The organism is Isoptericola sp. b515 (genome assembly GCF_030588125.1).
Lineage (GTDB): Bacteria > Actinomycetota > Actinomycetes > Actinomycetales > Cellulomonadaceae > Isoptericola > Isoptericola sediminis.
In genome coordinates, this window is sequence record NZ_JAUQYR010000004.1 from 154752 (window position 1) to 170909 (window position 16158).

Here is a 16158-nt window from a genome sequence, read left to right on the forward strand (position 1 = left end):
TCGTCCGTGGGCACGACCCCGGCGGACCGCCGGACCGGTACGCGCCGCCCGGCGTCCCTGCAGCGCCCGATGATGATCGGCAAGATCCACCGCGCGACGGTGACCCAGGCCGACCTGCACTATGTGGGATCCATCACGGTCGACACCGACCTGCTGGACGCCGCGGACCTGATCCCCGGCCAGCAGGTCGACGTCGTGGACGTCGACAACGGCGCCCGCCTGACGACGTACGTCATCCCCGGTGAGCCGGGGTCCGGCCAGATCAGCATCAACGGCGCCGCGGCGCACCTCGTGCACCCCGGCGACAAGGTCATCATCATCGCCTACGGCATGCTCTCGGACGCCGACGCCCGCTCGTTCCTGCCGAACGTCGTGTTCGTCGACGGCGAGAACCGGATCGTGGACGTGGACGACGACCCCGGGCAGGTCCCGGACGGCTACGGGCTCGTCAGCTCGGGTATCCCTCTCGGCGCGCGGTGAGTCCGGACCGGCTCGCCCGTTCCCTCGTCGCGCCCGCCCCGGGCTGGACGACGCGCGCGGACGCGGTCGTCGTCGGCTCGGGGATCGCCGGACTCACGGCGGCGCTCGAGCTGCGGGCCCGGGTGCCGCACGTCCTGCTGGTCACCAAGGGCGCTCTGTCCTCGGGGTCGACCGTGTGGGCGCAGGGCGGGATCGCCGCCGTCCTGCACCCGGACGACACCCCGGAGGCGCACCTGCACGACACGCTCGAGGCCGGCGGTGGCCTGAGCGACCCGGAGGCCGCCGAGGTCCTGGTCACCGAGGGCCCGCAGCGGGTGCACGAGCTGGTGGCTCGCGGGGCCAGCTTCGACCGCGCCGACGACGGCGGGATCGCGCTCACCCGGGAGGGCGGCCACCGGGCCGACCGGATCGCGCACGCGGGCGGTGACGCCACCGGGGCCGAGATCTCGCGCGCGCTGGTGGCGCAGATCGAGGCCGTGCGGCACGACCCGGGGATCGAGGTGATCTCCAACGCGCTGGTCCTCGACGTGCTCACCGGGGCGCCGGACGCCGCGGGGGAGCGCCCGGTGGCCGGTGTGACGTTGCACGTGCGCGGCGAGGGGTCGCGCGACGGGGTCGGTGCCGCGCTGGCCCCCGTCGTGGTGCTGGCGACCGGGGGCGTGGGGCAGGTGTTCCGCTCCACGACCAACCCGCCCGGGGCGACCGCGGACGGCATCGCGGCGGCGTTGCGTGCCGGTGCCGTGCTCGGCGACCTGGAGTTCGTGCAGTTCCACCCCACGGTGCTGTGGCTGGGTGCCGGAGCCCGGGGCCAGCTCCCGCTGATCAGCGAGGCGGTGCGTGGCGAGGGTGCGCTGCTGCTCGACGTGAACGGGCACCGGTTCATGCCGGACGTGCACCCCATGGCCGAGCTCGCGCCCCGGGACGTCGTGGCGCACGCCATCGTGCGGCAGATGGCGGCGACCTCCGCCGACCACGTGCTGCTGGACGCCCGCGCCCTGGGGGCCGACTTCCTGCGTCGCCGGTTCCCGGGGATCACCGCCCGGCTGGCCGACCACGGCATCGACTGGACGGAGGAGCCGGTGCCGGTGGCGCCGGCCCAGCACTACCACTCCGGGGGTGTCGTCACCGATCTGCACGGCAGGTCGTCCGTCCCGGGGCTGTACGCGGTGGGGGAGGTCGCGTGCACCGGCGTGCACGGCGCCAACCGACTGGCGTCGAACTCGCTGCTCGAGGGACTCGTGTTCGCCCACCGGGCGGCGGCCGACGTGGTGGCGCGGTTCGAGACCGGGGAGCTGTCCACGGCCCCGGACCCCGTGGAACGGCCCGGCGGCTCGGCGCTCGTCGCCGCGGCCGCACGCTCCCGCATCCAGCGCATGACGTCCGAGGGGGCGGGGCCGATCCGCACGGCGGAGTCCCTGGCCCGCGCGGACACCGCCCTGGCGGGCGTGACGACCTCGGCCCACGGGGACGTCGGCGTGGTGGCGGCCCCGCAGGTGGCCGAGTGGGAGACGACGAACATCCACCAGGTGGCACGCGCCCTGGTCCGGGCCGCCGCGGTGCGGACCGAGAGCCGGGGCGGTCACTTCCGCGCGGACTTCCCCGACCGCGACCCCGCCTGGGAGCGGCGCGTGACGGTGGCGCTGGAGGACGACGGCACCCTCACCGCCGGCTGACCCGCGAGTCAGGCCTGACTCGCGCGGGTCAGGCCTGACTCGCGCGGGTCAGGCCTGACTCGCGCCGGGTCAGTGCAGGTCGAGGGCCAGGTCGAGGATCGGCGCCGAGTGCGTCAGGGCCCCCACCGACAGGTAGTCCACCCCGGTGAACGCGACCTCGCGAGCCCGCTCGACCGTGAGGTTGCCCGTCGCCTCGAGCTCGACGTGCGCCGGTACGCCGTCGTGGCCCTGGCGGTCCCGGACCGCCGCGACGGTGTCCGCCAGCACCTCGGTCGGCATGTTGTCGAGCAGCAGGAAGTCCGCACCCGCGTCCAGCGCCTCCAGGGCCTGCGCGGTCGTGTCCGCCTCGACCTGCACCAGCACGTCGGGGAACGCCGTGCGCACCGCGGTGACCGCCGCGCTCACCGATCCCGCCGCGACGACGTGGTTGTCCTTGACCATCGCGACGTCGTACAGACCCATCCGCTTGTTCGTGCCGCCCCCGGCGCGGACCGCGTACTTGTCCAGGGCGCGCAGGCCCGGCGTCGTCTTGCGGGTGTCGAGCACCTGCGCCCCGGTGCCGGCCAGCTCCCGGGCGAACGCCGCCGTGGCGGTCGCCACACCGGAGGCGCGCGAGGCGAGGTTGAGCAGGGTGCGCTCGGCCACCAGCAGCACCTGGGTCCGCCCGGTGAGGCGGGCCAGCACCTGCCCCGGCACGACGGCGTCCCCGTCCTGGGTGTGGAACGTCACGTCCGGGGTCGGCAGACCGAGCCGCGAGGCGGTCTGCCGCAGCGTCTCTGCGACGACGACGAGCCCGGCGACGGTTCCCGCCGCACGGGCCACGAGGTCGGCGGTCCCCGTGGCCGACGGCGGGATCGTGGCCTGCGTGGTCACGTCACGACCAGGGGCGGGACCGAGGTCCTCGTCCAGCGCGGTCTCCACCGTGCGGCGGATCCAGTCGGGATCGAGGCCCGGGTCGACAGCGGACGGCGTGGTGCGGACCGGGAGGGCGTCGGGCGTGCTCACGGCGACACGGTACTGCCCGGGTGTCCGAGGCACGGTGGAAAGGCGTGGGGCGGCTTGGCGGCGGACCGTAGAATCGGACGGTGACCACCCCCGAGAATGCCGACTCCGCCGTGTCCGACGACCTGCCCGAGCAGCTCCGGGTCCGCCGTGAGAAGCGCGACCGGATCATTGCCGAGGGCGGTGAGGCGTACCCGGTCGGCCTGCCGATCACGCACACGATCGCGCAGGTCCGTGGTGCGTACGACCACCTGGAGGCGGGGCAGGAGACCGACGACGTCGTCGGTGTCGCGGGCCGCGTGGTGTTCCTGCGCAACACCGGCAAGCTCTGCTTCGTCGCGCTGCAGGACGGCGAGGGCAACCGCCTGCAGGCGATGCTCAGCCAGAAGGTCGTCGGCGCCGAGTCGCTGAGCGCCTTCAAGGCCGACGTCGACCTCGGCGACCACCTGTTCGTCCACGGCCGGGTGGGTTCCTCGCGCCGGGGGGAGCTGAGCATCTTCGCGGACTCGTGGCAGATGGCCTCCAAGGCGCTGCGGCCGCTGCCGGTGCTGCACAAGGAGCTCTCGGAGGAGGCGCGGGTCCGGCAGCGGTACGTCGACCTCATCGCCCGCCCGGCCGCGCGGGACATGGTCCGGCTGCGCGCCGCCGTCGTGCGCTCGCTGCGCGAGAACTTCCACGCCCGGGACTTCCTCGAGGTCGAGACGCCGATGCTGCAGGTCGTCGCCTCGGGTGCGTCGGCGCGGCCTTTCGCCACGCACATGAATGCCTATGACATGGAGCTGTTCCTGCGTATCGCGCCGGAGCTGTTCCTCAAGGAAGCCGTCGTGGGCGGCGTGGAACGCGTCTTCGAGATCAATCGCAACTTCCGCAACGAAGGTGCGGACTCCTCGCACTCGCCGGAGTTCGCGATGCTCGAGGCCTACGAGGCGTACGGCGACTACGACACGATGGCGGCTCTCACGCAGGATCTCGTGCAGACCGCTGCGCGAGAGGCGCTGGGGACGACCGTGGTGACGCTGCCCGACGGCGAGGAGTACGACCTCGGTGGGGAATGGGCGCACATCACGATGTACGGGTCGCTTTCCGAGGCGATCGGTGAGGAGATCACGCCGGAGACGTCGGTCGAGCATCTCAACGAGCTCGCCGAGAAGGTGGAGATCTCGATCGACCCGAAGCAGATGATCCACGGCAAGCTGGTCGAGGAGCTGTGGGAGCACCATGTCGGCAACGACCTGTACGCGCCGACGTTCGTGCGGGACTTCCCCGTCGAGACCTCCCCGCTGACGCGTGCCCACCGCACCATCCCGGGTGTCGTCGAGAAGTGGGACCTCTACGTGCGCGGCTTCGAGCTCGCCACGGCCTACTCCGAGCTCGTCGACCCGGTCGTGCAGCGCGAGCGTTTCGCCGAGCAGGCACGCCTCGCGGCGGCCGGCGACGACGAGGCGATGGCGCTCGACGAGGACTTCCTCACGGCGATGGAGTACGCCATGCCGCCGGCCGGCGGCATGGGCATGGGGATCGACCGACTTCTCATGGCGCTCACGGGTGCGGGAATTCGCGAGACGATCCTCTTCCCCCTGGTCAAGCCCACGCACTGAGGACGACGATCATGGATACTTTCTGGGCCGTCGTGGCCGGTCTCATCCCTTCGATCGGGGTCGGCCTGCTGTTCTGGTTCGCCATGCGCAAGATCGTGCGTGCGGACCGCAATGAGCGGGCCGCGCAGGAGCGCTACGAGGCGGAAGCGCGTCGCGATGAATCGTCGCCGTTGAATGGTTGACCCGGGTTGCTATTGCATTCCCCTCGTGGCGAGTTGACATTCCATTCTTGATCGGTGCATCCTGAAAAGGTCATTGCATTTCGGTTCCTGAGAAGGGTGGCAACGTGGTCCAGAAGACCCAGGTCGTGCTGTTGGATGACATCGACGGCACCGAAGGTGACGAGACCGTCACTTTTTCGCTGGACGGCGTCTCCTATGAGATCGACCTCACATCGGCACATGCGTCGGAGCTGCGTGAGTCCTTCTCGAAGTGGATCGGGCACGGCCGCAAGGCCGGCCCGAAGGCAGCGGGACGCGCCGCCGGCCCCCGTCGTGGCCGGACCGACCGTGCCCAGCTGCAGAAGATCCGCGAGTGGGCGCGCGAGAACGGCCACGAGGTGAACGACCGCGGCCGCATCCCGGCACGCATCCTGGAAGCGTACGAAGCGGCTCACTGAGCCCGGCATCGGCTGCCCTCGCCCCGATCGGTTCGTTCCGGTCGGGGCGCGGTGCTGTCCGGGGAAGACCGCGCCCGCTCCTGAGGTGCGCGGTGAGCACCGGCCGCGGACGCCTACCCTGGACCCATGACCACTCCGAGCGCCTCCGTGCCGCTGTGGGTCGGCACCTACCCGTCGGCCGGGACGGCGGCAGGCAGCGGAGAAGCGGTGTGGCGCGTCGACCTCGACCGGTCCGACGGCTCGCTCGGTGCGCCGCGCGTCGCCGCCGAGGTCCCGTCGCCGTCGTTCCTGGCCCGGCACCCCTCCGCCCCGGTCGTCTACGCGGTGACCGAGACCCCTCACGGGAGGCTGACGGCACTGCGCGACGTCGGTGACGGCACGCTCGAGGTCCTCTCGTCCGTCGGCTCCGGCGGGGACGACCCCTGCCACGTCGCCGCCGCGGACCGGACGGCCTGGGTCGCGAACTACGGGGACGCCGTCGCCGCCGCGGTGGGCCTCGCCGAGGACGGCACCCCCGTCGCGGACCACCGCTCCCTGCACGCCGGGTCCGGCACCGGCCCGGTGACGGACCGGCAGGACGGCCCGCACGCGCACCAGGTGACCGTGCTCGACGGCGAGGTGCTCGTCACGGACCTCGGCGCCGACGTGGTCCGGCGCTACCCCCTCGACCCCGCACCGGGTGACGGCGGCGTGCTCGCGGACGACGGCGGCTCCGTCGCCGCGTGGTTGCCCGCCGGGACAGGGCCTCGCCACCTCGTCGTCCTGCCCGGAGGGGCGCTGGTCGTCGCCGGGGAGCTCGACGCCCGGCTCCACGTGCTGCTCCCCGCCGACGGTGCCTGGCACCACGCCGGGAGCGTGCCCGTCTCGCCACGGGCGATCGCGGGGGACGCCTTCCCCGGGCACGTCACGCTCAGCGCGGACGGCCGTCGCCTGCACGCCGGAGTGCGCGGACCGGACCTGCTGGCCGTGCACTCCGTGTCCGGCGACCGCACCCCGGAGATCGCGCACCTGGCCGACGTCCCGCTCGGCGAGGGCTCCTGGCCGCGTCACCACGAGGTCTTCGCCGCGACGGACGGTGCCGAGCTCGCGGTGGTCGCGCTGCAGGGCACGAGCGAGCTGGCCACGGTGCGTCTCGACCCCGCGACCGGGGCGGGTGCGGTCGTCGACCGCGTCGCGTGGGCCACCCCGCCCTCGTGCGTGCTGGAGGCCCGGTGAGCGCGGACCGCGGGGGGCCGCGGGTCGCGATGATCTCCGTGCACACCTCGCCGCTGGACCAGCCCGGCACCGGGGACGCCGGCGGGATGAACGTGTACGTCCTGGAGCTGTCCCGTGCCCTGGCGCGTCGGGGCGCCGAGGTGGAGATCTACACCCGGGCGACGTCGTCGGCCCAGCCCAAGGTGGTCCAGGCGGAACCGGGTATCCGGGTCGTGCACATCGCCGCGGGTCCGTACGAAGGGCTCGACAAGAAGGACCTGCCGGCCCAGCTCTGCTTCTTCAGCGCCGGGGTGCTCCGGGCCGAGGCGCACCGACCGCCCGGCTGGTACGACGTCGTGCACTCCCACTACTGGCTGTCCGGTCAGGTCGGCTGGCTCGCCGCCGACCGGTGGGACGTGCCGCTGGTGCACACCATGCACACGATGGCGCGGGTGAAGAACGCCGCCCTCGCCCCCGGGGACACCCCGGAGCCGCACAGCCGGGTCATCGGTGAGGAGCAGGTCGTCGCGGAGTCCGACGCGCTGGTGGCGTCCACCACGGAGGAGGCCGAGGACCTGGTCCGCCACTACGGCGCCGACCCGGACCGCCTGCACGTGGTGGCGCCGGGCGTCGACCTGGACGCCTTCGCGCCGCTGGAGCCGGCACCGGGGGAGACGGCGGCGCAGGCGCGGCGTGCGCTGCGGGCGCGGCTCGGGCTGCCCGTCGACCGCCCGCTGGTGCTCTTCGCGGGGCGTGTGCAGCTGCTCAAGGGCCCGGACGTGCTGGTGCGCGCCCTCGGGGTCATGGCCGACCACGCGGCGACGGTCGCCGATCCGGACGCCCTGCGGGACGGCGGCGGGTCGCGGGTGCCGACCCTCGCGGTGCTCGGTGGCGCGAGCGGGCGTCCGACGGCGGTCCGCGAGCTCGAGGCGCTGGCGTACCAGATGGGGGTGACCGACCACGTGGTGGTGCGCCCCCCGGTGTCCCGCGAGGAGCTGGCCGACTGGTACCGGGCGGCGGACGTCGTCGCGGTGCCGTCGCACAACGAGTCGTTCGGACTCGTGGCGGCCGAGGCGCAGGCCTGCGGCACGCCGGTCGTCGCGGCGGCCGTGGGCGGGCTGCGGACCGTGGTGGTCGACGACGTCTCCGGGGTGCTCGTGGACGACCACAGCCCGTGGACGTGGGCGGCCGAGCTCGGCGCGCTGCTGGGCGACGACGAACGGCGGGAGCGCCTGGCGGCCGGGGCGCGGCGCGCGAGCGAGCGGTTCTCCTGGGACCGTGCGGCGGCGGCGATGCTGGACGTGTACTCCCAGGCCGCGAAGGTCCGCCGCACCCGCTGAGCCTGGACCGATCTGCGCGGGTCAGGACCCGATCCCGCGAGCCTGGACCGATCTGCGCGGGTCAGGACCCGATCCCGCGAGTCAGGACGGAACTTCGCGGGTCAGGACCCGATCCCGCGAGGCAGAAGAGGTAGCGCTCACGTGCTGACCTGCGCAAGGATCACCGGCACCACGCTCGATGCGGCGGCCGCTCCGGCCCCGACGCGACGACGCGGTGGTCGGCTCACCGTCGTCGTCCTGCTCGTCGTCCTGGTCCTCGGGGTCGCGGGCCGTCGGTGGGGCTCGTCGACGACGCAGTGGGCCGAGGGCCGGGTCCAGCTCGTCGGCGTCGACCCGCCGCGGGACCACCACGTCGTGGTGCTGCACGACGACGACTGGACCTACGCGTTCGCCCGGGGCACGGTCCGGTGGATCGATCCCCGGGGACCTGGCACGAGGACGGCGACCCGACGTGCGTCGTCCGGCCGGACGGCGGTGGGGTGCGGTTCGCCTGGGAACGTGCCGACGTGGAGGACGTGTCCTGGCGCGTCGTGGTCCTGGTCGACTGCCGCTCCTGACCGCGCCGTCGCACCCGGCGGGAATGCCCACGGACCGCGGGAACGTTGCCGCGGGCATGGCGATCACCGGAGAGTACGTCCCCAGCCCGTCCGAGTTCGTGGCCAACCACGTCGAGACCTACGAGTCCTCGGGCGGCACCGAGGGCACCACGATGCGCGACAAGCCGGTCATCATCCTGACGACCGTCGGCGCGAGGTCCGGCAAGCTGCGCAAGATCCCGCTGATGCGCGTCGAGCACGACGGCGACTACGCCGTCGTCGCCTCGATGGGCGGCGCCCCCCAGCACCCCGTGTGGTTCCACAACATCGTGGCGAACCCGCGCGTGGAGCTGCAGGACGGGCCGGAGAAGCACGCGTACACGGCCCGCGAGGTCACCGGCGAGGAGAAGGCTGTCTGGTGGGAGCGCGCGGTCGAGGCGTGGCCGGACTACGCCGAGTACCAGAAGAAGACCGACCGCGAGATCCCCGTCTTCGTGCTCGAGCGGGACTGACCCGTCGTCCTGCCGAGCCGTCAGCACATCCTGGTACCCCGGTGTCCGAGATCCGGCCCGGGCTGCAGGCGGACGGCCCGGCAGGGCAGGATGGGGCCATGACCTACACCCTCGTGCTGCTCCGCCACGGCGAGAGCGAGTGGAACGCGAAGAACCTCTTCACCGGCTGGGTCGACGTCCCGCTGTCGGAGAAGGGCACCGAGGAGGCGAAGCGCGGCGGCGAGCTCCTCCAGGAGGCCGGCCTGACGCCCGACGTCCTGCACACCTCGCTGCTGCGCCGTGCGATCTCGACGGCGAATCTCGCCCTCGACGTCGCCGACCGGCACTGGATCCCGGTCAAGCGCAGCTGGCGCCTCAACGAGCGCCACTACGGCGCCCTGCAGGGCAAGGACAAGAAGCAGGTCCGTGACCAGTACGGCGAGGAGCAGTTCATGCTCTGGCGTCGTTCCTACGACGTGCCGCCGCCCGAGATCGAGCTGGGCTCGGAGTACTCCCAGGACGCCGACCCGCGCTACGCCGGCGAGCCGATCCCGCGGACCGAGGCGCTCAAGCAGGTGCTCGACCGGTTCCTGCCGTACTGGGAGTCCGCCATCGTCCCGGACCTCCAGGAGGGCAAGACCGTCCTGGTGGCCGCGCACGGCAACTCCCTGCGCGCGCTGGTCAAGCACCTCGACGGCATCGACGACGAGACGATCGCCGGGCTGAACATCCCGACGGGCATCCCGCTGGTCTACGAGCTGGACGAGGAGACGCTGAAGCCGACCAACCCGGGCGGCACCTACCTCGACCCGGAGGCGGCCAAGGACGCCATCGCGGCCGTGGCCAGCCAGGGCAAGTAACGGCGCCCGACACGACGACGGAGGGGCCCTTCCCGCAGCGGGAAGGGCCCCTCCGTCGTCGGTGCGGCGACGTGTCAGACGTCGGCGGGCGCGTGGATCTCGGCCTCGAAGTCGCCCGTCACCAGGTAGGTGATGCGACGCGCCACCGACACCCCGTGGTCACCGAACCGCTCGTAGTAGCGGGCCAGCAGGGTGACGTCGATCGTCTCCTGCGCGGTGCCGGTCCAGTCCGGCGACAGCGTCGCGGCGAACGTGTCCTGGTGCAGCCGGTCGATGACGTCGTCGCCGGCCTCGATCTCCGCGGCGAGCGCGACGTCCCGCGTGGAGAGCAGCTCGGAGGTGCGCCGCGCCACGAGTCCGGCGGCCTCGTTGATCGCGACGAACGTCTCGCGGGCGGCGTCCGGCACGGCCAGCGCGGGGTAGCGTCCGCGGGCGACCTCGGCGACGTGCCGGGCGAGGTCACCCATCCGCTCCAGCGTGGAGCTGATGCGCAGCGCGGTGATGACCACGCGCAGGTCGGTGGCGACCGGAGCCTGCTGGGCGAGCACGTGGACGCACCGCTCGTCCAGCTCCCGCTCCAGCCGGTCGATCTCGTGGTCGGAGGCGATCACGTCCTGGGCGAGCTGGTGCTCGCCGTCGAGCAGCGCCGTACCGGCTCGCGTGATCGCCGACTCGACCAGTCGGCTCATCTCGACCAGACCGTCGCCGATGTGCTTCAGCTCGGCATCGAAGATCTCTCGCATGGGTGTCCTCTCGAAGATCGGTGCTGATCAACCCTCACAGGTGCCTCGGACGGCGAAGTGAACGTGACGCGGGCTCCAGGTGAACAGTGGGCGACGCGTCAGGGAGCAATTGCTGCCGTGGCACGGCAACGACCCCTCCGAGACCTAGGCTGGCACTTGTGGAAGGAATCATCCAGGGTGTCACGGCGGTCATCGCCGGTGGTCTCGGCGTCGTCGTCGGGCTCGTCGCTGCCCTCGCCTTCCGCCTCTCCGACCGTGCGCAGCAGCGGGAGGCCGAGTCGGAGCCCGGTGCGCTCGACGAGGGTCTGGTCCGCGTGCTGTCGGTGCTGCGCTCCGCCGCGGTCGTGATCGACGACGACGACGACGTCGTCCGGGCCTCCCCGCCGGCGTACGCGCTCGGCGTGGTGCGCAACGACGCCCTCGCCCACGAGACCGTCGTCGAGCTGGTCCACGAGGTGCGGCGCGACGGCGTGATCCGTGAGCGTGAGCTGGAGCTGCCGCGCGGTCCCATCGGCTCCGGCACCGTGCTGCTGCAGGTGCGGGCCGCGCCGCTCGGGATGGACAACATCCTCGTGCTGGCCGAGGACCGCACGGAGGCCCGCCGGGTCGAGGCGATCCGGCGCGACTTCGTCGTCAACGTGTCGCACGAGCTCAAGACGCCGGTCGGTGCGCTCGCGCTGCTGGCCGAGACCGTCCAGGACGCTGCCGACGACCCCGAGGCCGTCCGGCGGTTCACCGAGCGGATGCAGTCCGAGGCGCACCGGCTGTCCGAGCTGGTGCACGAGATCATCGAGCTCTCCCGGCTGCAGGTGGCGGGTGCCCTGCAGCAGATCGAACCCGTCTCGGTGGTCGACGTCGTCGACGAGGCCGTCGACCGCGCCCGGACGAAGGCGCAGGGCAAGAACATCGCGATCACCGTGGGCGGGACGTCGGAGAGCATCGTGTTCGGCGACCACAACCTGCTGGTCACCGCGGTCCGCAACCTGCTGGACAACGCGGTCTCCTACTCCGGGGAGAACACCCGCGTGGGGGTCGGCGTGCACGAGCGCGACGGCCTCGTGGAGATCGACGTCGTCGACCAGGGCGTCGGGATCTCCACCGAGGAGCAGCAGCGCGTCTTCGAGCGCTTCTACCGCGTGGACCCGGCCAGGTCCCGGGACACCGGCGGGACGGGACTCGGACTGAGCATCGTCAAGCACGTGGCCGCCGACCACGGCGGTGACGTGCGGGTCTGGTCGGAGCCGGGCAAGGGCTCCACCTTCACCTTGCGCATCCCGGCCGCGGACCTCGCGGCGGGTGCGCTGGACGCGTCGGCCGCCACACCGGACGGCGGACCGTCCGACGACCGTCCGGCCGGAGCCCCGCCCGACGGCGGGGCGTCCGGCGGCAGCACGGACGGGTCCGACAGCGGCCCGTCGACCGCCCCGGGCAGCTCCGCGGGCGGACCCCATCGGCACGGTGCCGGAGACGGCCCGAGGAACGAGGAGGTAAGCGCGTGATGCGCATCCTGGTGGTCGAGGACGAGGAGTCGTACCGCGACCCGCTGACGTACCAGCTGACCCGCGAGGGCTACGACGTGGTCGCGACGGCCGACGGCAACGACGCGCTCGAGAGGTTCGACGACGGCGGGGCCGACCTGGTGCTGCTCGACCTCATGCTGCCGGGCCTCAGCGGCACCGAGGTCTGCCGTGAGCTCCGGCAGCGCGGCGACGTGCCGATCATCATGCTCACGGCGAAGGACTCCGAGATCGACAAGGTCGTGGGGCTCGAGCTCGGGGCCGACGACTACGTCACGAAGCCGTACTCGTTCCGCGAGCTCCTCGCGCGCATGCGGGCGGTGATGCGGCGGCGCGGCCCGGGGGGCGACGCCGGCGCCACGCCCGACGACGACGGGGAGTCCGTGCTCGAGATGGGTCCGGTGCGCATGGACGTGGAACGGCACACGGTGGCGGTGCGCGGCGAGGCGGTCTCCCTGCCGCTCAAGGAGTTCGACCTGCTGGAGCTGCTGCTGCGCAACGCCGGCCGGGTGCTGACCCGCGGCCAGCTCATCGATCGTGTCTGGGGCGCCGACTACGTGGGCGACACCAAGACCCTCGACGTCCACGTCAAGCGCATCCGGTCCAAGATCGAGACCGACCCGAGCGCGCCGTCGCTGCTCCTCACGGTGCGCGGTCTCGGCTACAAGTTCGCCGACGCCGAGGGCTGAGGCGGAGCGAGCTCGCGAGTGCAGCCGCCGCCCGACCCTCGAGCCCGAGCGCTGAGGCGGAGCCCCGGACGCCCGGTGTCCCAGGGTCCGACGGCTGTTCATCGTTCGTTCATCTGCTCCTGGCCGGCGAGCCACCTCGCCTGCCTAACGTTCCCAACGAACGCCGGCGGCCGCCGGTGCCACCACCGTGTGAACAGGATGGAACGACTCGTGAACCTCAGCCGATTCACCCGTGCCGGATCTGCCGTCGCCGTCGGCGCGCTGGCTCTCAGCCTCGCGGCCTGTGGCTCGGACCCCGAGCCCGCGGGCTCCGCCGGCGACGAGAGCACCGAGACGACGGAAGACTCCGGCGACATGGAGGGCGGCCTGTCCGGCACGCTCTCCGGCGGCGGCGCCTCGTCGCAGGAGGCCGCCATGAACGCCTGGCGCGCCGGGTTCCAGCAGGCGAACCCTGACGCGACGGTGAACTACGACCCCGTCGGTTCCGGCGGCGGCCGCACCGGTTTCGGCGACGGCTCCTACAAGTTCGCCGGCTCGGACGCCGCGCTGGACGACGAGGAGCTCGCCGCCGCCGAGGCGCAGTGCGGTGAGGGTGGCGTCATCGAGTTCCCCGGCTACGTCAGCCCGGTCGCGGTGGCCTTCAACCTCGAGGGCGTCGACTCGCTCAACATGGGCCCGGAGACGATCGCGAACATCTTCCTCGGTGAGATCACCTCCTGGGACGACGAGGCGATCGCCGCGGACAACCCGGACGCCGACCTGCCCAGCACGCCGATCACCGTCGTGCACCGCTCCGACGAGTCGGGCACCACGGAGAACTTCGAGGAGTACCTCTACACGGTGGCCCCCGACATCTGGACGGCCGAGCCCTCCGGCGTGTGGCCGGTCGACGGCCAGGAGTCGGCGCAGGGCACCTCGGGTGTCGTGGGCGCCGCCCAGGCCGGCGAGGGCACCATCACCTACGCCGACGCCTCCCAGGTCGGCGACCTCGGCACCGTCGCGGTCGGTGTCGGTGGTGACTTCGTCGAGTACTCGGCCGAGGCCGCCGCGGAGGTCGTGGCTCAGTCGCCGCGGACCGAGGGCACCAGCGAGTACGTCTACACGATCGACCTCGACCGCGACATCGCGGGCACCTACCCGATCGTCCTGGTGTCGTACAGCCTCGCCTGCACGACCTACGATGACGAGGAGACCGCCGAGCTGGTCAAGGGCTTCCTCGGCTACGTCGCCAGCGAGGAGGGCCAGCAGGCCGCCTCGGACGCCGCCGGGTCCGCCCCGCTGTCCGACACGATCCGCCAGGCCATCATGCCGGGCATCGAGTCGATCTCCGCGGGCTGACCAGGTTCATCGCCTGAACGGCCGCCGGCGGCCGGGTCGGACGCTCGCAGCGTCCCGCCCGGCCGCCGTTCCGGCCGTCCGGCACCCGAGCACGTGACGAGACCAGTGCCCAAGCACCAACGAGGGGTCCCTGTGACGACCACAGTCAGTCCACCGGCCAAGAGCTCCCGGCGCCGCCGCAGCGGCAACACCGACCGGGGCTTCAACCGCGTCTTCCGATGGATCGCCGTCGGAGCCGGCGCCACGATCCTGGCGGTCCTCGCGGCGGTCGCGCTCTTCCTGATCTCCGAGGCCTGGCCCGCGATCACCGCGAGCCCCGAGGAGCTCGCCGCGGGGGTCCCGCGCTACCCGGAGGACACCTCCCTGCTGGCGTACCTCGGACCGCTCGTGTTCGGCACGGTCCTCGCCGCCGTGCTGGCCCTGGTGCTGGCGGTGCCCGTCGCGATGGGGATCGCGCTGTTCATCTCGCACTACGCGCCGCGCCGGCTGTCCCAGGTCCTCGGAGCCCTGGTCGACCTCCTGGCCGCGATCCCCTCGGTCATCTACGGCCTCTGGGGCTTCTTCGTGCTGGCCCCGGTGCTCACGCCGTTCTGGACGTGGCTCAACGAGAACCTCGGCTGGTTCCCCCTGTGGGGCGGCCAGGTCTCGCCGACGGGCCGTTCGATGGCCACGGTCGGGGTCGTCCTGGCGATCATGATCCTGCCGATCATCACGGCGGTGTCGCGGGAGGTCTTCCTGCAGACCCCGAAGCTGCACGAGGAGGCGGCGCTCGCGCTCGGGGCGACCCGGTGGGAGGTCATCCGGACCGCGGTGCTGCCCTTCGGCCGCTCGGGCGTCATCTCCGCGTCGATGCTGGGCCTGGGCCGGGCGCTCGGGGAGACGATGGCCGTGCTGATGATCCTCTCGCCCGGGTTCACGTACACCCTCGACATCCTGGCCGCCGGCCAGCACCAGACCATCGCGGCCTACATCGCCGCCGACTTCCCGGAGTCGACCGGTCTCGGTGTCAACACGCTGATCGCCGCGGGACTCGCCCTGTTCGTGATCACGCTGGCCGTGAACATGACGGCGCGCTGGGTCGTGGCGCGCCGCAAGGACTTCTCGGGAGCCAACTGATGAGCGTCACCACGCAGAACCCCGGACGAGGCAGCTCGGAGACCGCCCGACTGCTCTCCACGGTGGACCCCGGTCGTCGCCGGACCGACCGCGTCATGCAGGTCCTGATCTACACCGCCTTCGGCCTGGCGATGATCCCGCTGGGCTGGCTGATCTTCACGGTCGTGGCCCAGGGCGCCGACCGGATCAGCCTCGACTTCCTGTTCCAGTCGATGCGCAACATCTTCGGCGGGGACCCGCGCGGCGGGATCTACCACGCGATCCTCGGCACGGTCGTGATCACGGCCCTGGCGACCGTGATCTCGGTGCCGATCGGCATCCTGACCGCGATCTACCTGGTCGAGTACGGCAAGGGCTGGCTGGCCCGCTCGGTCACCTTCTTCGTCGACGTCATGACGGGCATCCCCTCGATCGTGGCCGGCCTGTTCGCGTTCTCGCTCTTCGCGCTGATCTTCGGCCCGGCCGTCCGCATCGGCGTCATGGGGGCCGTGGCCCTGTCGGTGCTGATGATCCCGGTCGTGGTGCGCTCCTGCGAGGAGATGCTCAAGCTCGTGCCGAACGAGCTGCGGGAGGCCTCGTACGCGCTCGGCGTCCCGAAGTGGCTGACGATCGTCAAGGTCGTGCTGCGCACCTCCGTCGCCGGGCTGACCACCGGCGTGCTGCTCGCGATCGCCCGGGTCATCGGCGAGACGGCGCCGCTGCTCGTGACCGTCGGCGTCACCGACTCGATCAACGCCAACGCGTTCGACGGGCGCATGATGACCTTGCCGGTGTTCGCCTACCGGCAGTACTCGCAGGGCAACGCCCCGTGCCCCGGTGGGGACACGGCGACGTGCGTCTCGGACATCGCCTCCCAGAACGCCTGGGGCGCGGCACTCGTGCTGATCGCCATGGTCCTGGCACTCAACCTCATCGGCCGCCTGATCACTCGCTGGTTCGCCCCGAAGCTGGGCTGACGCGCA

17 protein-coding genes are annotated in these 16158 nt (G+C 72.3%); 15 read left to right on the forward strand and 2 right to left on the reverse strand.

The features are described 5' to 3' along the window. The first annotated feature begins 69 nt into the window (after positions 1 to 69). Positions 70 to 480, forward strand: a complete 411-nt coding sequence (panD, locus tag Q6350_RS12720) for an aspartate 1-decarboxylase (RefSeq protein ID WP_246246266.1) — start codon at positions 70 to 72, stop codon at positions 478 to 480. Next, positions 477 to 2153, forward strand: coding sequence for an L-aspartate oxidase (locus tag Q6350_RS12725; protein WP_304603112.1), 1677 nt, complete (start codon positions 477 to 479; stop codon positions 2151 to 2153). Before panD ends, Q6350_RS12725 begins: the two co-directional genes overlap by 4 nt. Positions 2154 to 2222: 69 nt before the next feature. Here the strand turns inward: Q6350_RS12725 and nadC are convergent, their stop codons facing one another. Beyond that, entirely contained in the window at positions 2223 to 3158 is a 936-nt protein-coding gene (gene nadC, locus Q6350_RS12730) for a carboxylating nicotinate-nucleotide diphosphorylase (RefSeq protein ID WP_304603113.1), read from the reverse strand. Positions 3159 to 3238: 80 nt separating this feature from the next. On the opposite strand from nadC, the gene lysS reads away from it, so the two are divergent. The 8 genes from lysS (at position 3239) to Q6350_RS12770 (ending at position 9793) form a co-directional block, all read left to right on the forward strand. Beyond that, complete coding sequence (gene lysS, locus Q6350_RS12735) at positions 3239 to 4753, forward strand: lysine--tRNA ligase (protein ID WP_304607516.1); 1515 nt, start codon at positions 3239 to 3241, stop codon at positions 4751 to 4753. A gap of 11 nt (positions 4754 to 4764) precedes the next feature. After that, positions 4765 to 4935 (forward strand): hypothetical protein, encoded by a 171-nt coding sequence (locus Q6350_RS12740; protein WP_171248414.1) that lies wholly within the window; start codon positions 4765 to 4767, stop codon positions 4933 to 4935. Positions 4936 to 5039: 104 nt separating this feature from the next. Continuing rightward, positions 5040 to 5372, forward strand: coding sequence for an Lsr2 family protein (locus tag Q6350_RS12745; RefSeq protein WP_304603115.1), 333 nt, complete (start codon positions 5040 to 5042; stop codon positions 5370 to 5372). A gap of 126 nt (positions 5373 to 5498) precedes the next feature. Further along, the gene (locus Q6350_RS12750) at positions 5499 to 6587 is read left to right on the forward strand and encodes a beta-propeller fold lactonase family protein (protein WP_305066363.1); all 1089 of its coding nucleotides are present in this window, start codon (positions 5499 to 5501) and stop codon (positions 6585 to 6587) included. A 29-nt stretch (positions 6588 to 6616) separates the two neighbouring features. Continuing rightward, entirely contained in the window at positions 6617 to 7906 is a 1290-nt protein-coding gene (gene mshA, locus Q6350_RS12755; RefSeq protein WP_304603772.1) for a D-inositol-3-phosphate glycosyltransferase, read from the forward strand. 407 nt (positions 7907 to 8313) lie between these two features. Beyond that, the gene (locus Q6350_RS12760; protein WP_304603117.1) at positions 8314 to 8463 is read left to right on the forward strand and encodes a hypothetical protein; all 150 of its coding nucleotides are present in this window, start codon (positions 8314 to 8316) and stop codon (positions 8461 to 8463) included. Positions 8464 to 8519: 56 nt separating this feature from the next. Next, positions 8520 to 8954: a nitroreductase family deazaflavin-dependent oxidoreductase gene (locus tag Q6350_RS12765; protein ID WP_171248418.1), complete on the forward strand. Its 435-nt coding sequence runs from the start codon at positions 8520 to 8522 to the stop codon at positions 8952 to 8954. A 98-nt stretch (positions 8955 to 9052) separates the two neighbouring features. Further along, entirely contained in the window at positions 9053 to 9793 is a 741-nt protein-coding gene (locus Q6350_RS12770) for a phosphoglyceromutase (protein WP_171248419.1), read from the forward strand. Between the two features lie 74 nt (positions 9794 to 9867). Here Q6350_RS12770 and phoU read toward each other — a convergent pair whose 3' ends face one another. Then, the gene (gene phoU, locus Q6350_RS12775) at positions 9868 to 10536 is read right to left on the reverse strand and encodes a phosphate signaling complex protein PhoU (RefSeq protein WP_304603118.1); all 669 of its coding nucleotides are present in this window, start codon (positions 10534 to 10536) and stop codon (positions 9868 to 9870) included. Positions 10537 to 10694: 158 nt separating this feature from the next. Between phoU and Q6350_RS12780 the strand changes: the two genes are divergently transcribed. From Q6350_RS12780 to pstA, 5 genes are all read left to right on the forward strand, one after another. Continuing rightward, positions 10695 to 12035: a cell wall metabolism sensor histidine kinase WalK gene (locus tag Q6350_RS12780; RefSeq protein WP_305066366.1), complete on the forward strand. Its 1341-nt coding sequence runs from the start codon at positions 10695 to 10697 to the stop codon at positions 12033 to 12035. Next, a complete protein-coding gene (locus tag Q6350_RS12785; RefSeq protein WP_171247018.1) occupies positions 12032 to 12742 on the forward strand; it encodes a response regulator transcription factor in 711 nt (236 codons plus the stop codon). Before Q6350_RS12780 ends, Q6350_RS12785 begins: the two co-directional genes overlap by 4 nt. 210 nt (positions 12743 to 12952) lie before the next feature. Next, on the forward strand, positions 12953 to 14080 hold the full coding sequence (gene pstS / locus Q6350_RS12790; protein WP_369810853.1) for a phosphate ABC transporter substrate-binding protein PstS: 1128 nt from the start codon (positions 12953 to 12955) through the stop codon (positions 14078 to 14080). A 132-nt stretch (positions 14081 to 14212) separates the two neighbouring features. Next, positions 14213 to 15196, forward strand: coding sequence for a phosphate ABC transporter permease subunit PstC (pstC, locus tag Q6350_RS12795; RefSeq protein ID WP_171247020.1), 984 nt, complete (start codon positions 14213 to 14215; stop codon positions 15194 to 15196). Beyond that, positions 15196 to 16152, forward strand: coding sequence for a phosphate ABC transporter permease PstA (gene pstA / locus Q6350_RS12800; RefSeq protein WP_304603121.1), 957 nt, complete (start codon positions 15196 to 15198; stop codon positions 16150 to 16152). Before pstC ends, pstA begins: the two co-directional genes overlap by 1 nt. The last annotated feature ends 6 nt before the right edge of the window (positions 16153 to 16158 follow it).

Excerpts from the sequence above, each read along its gene's own strand:
- mshA (WP_304603772.1), top strand. The coding sequence starts at position 6,617 with ATGATCTCCGTGCACACCTCGCCGCTGGACCAGCCCGGCACCGGGGAC.
- Q6350_RS12770 (WP_171248419.1), top strand. The coding sequence starts at position 9,053 with ATGACCTACACCCTCGTGCTGCTCCGCCACGGCGAGAGCGAGTGGAAC.
- pstA (WP_304603121.1), top strand. The coding sequence starts at position 15,196 with ATGAGCGTCACCACGCAGAACCCCGGACGAGGCAGCTCGGAGACCGCC.
- phoU (WP_304603118.1), bottom strand. The coding sequence starts at position 10,536 with ATGCGAGAGATCTTCGATGCCGAGCTGAAGCACATCGGCGACGGTCTG.
- Q6350_RS12765 (WP_171248418.1), top strand. The coding sequence starts at position 8,520 with ATGGCGATCACCGGAGAGTACGTCCCCAGCCCGTCCGAGTTCGTGGCC.
- panD (WP_246246266.1), top strand. The coding sequence starts at position 70 with ATGATGATCGGCAAGATCCACCGCGCGACGGTGACCCAGGCCGACCTG.
- Q6350_RS12740 (WP_171248414.1), top strand. The coding sequence starts at position 4,765 with ATGGATACTTTCTGGGCCGTCGTGGCCGGTCTCATCCCTTCGATCGGG.
- Q6350_RS12750 (WP_305066363.1), top strand. The coding sequence starts at position 5,499 with ATGACCACTCCGAGCGCCTCCGTGCCGCTGTGGGTCGGCACCTACCCG.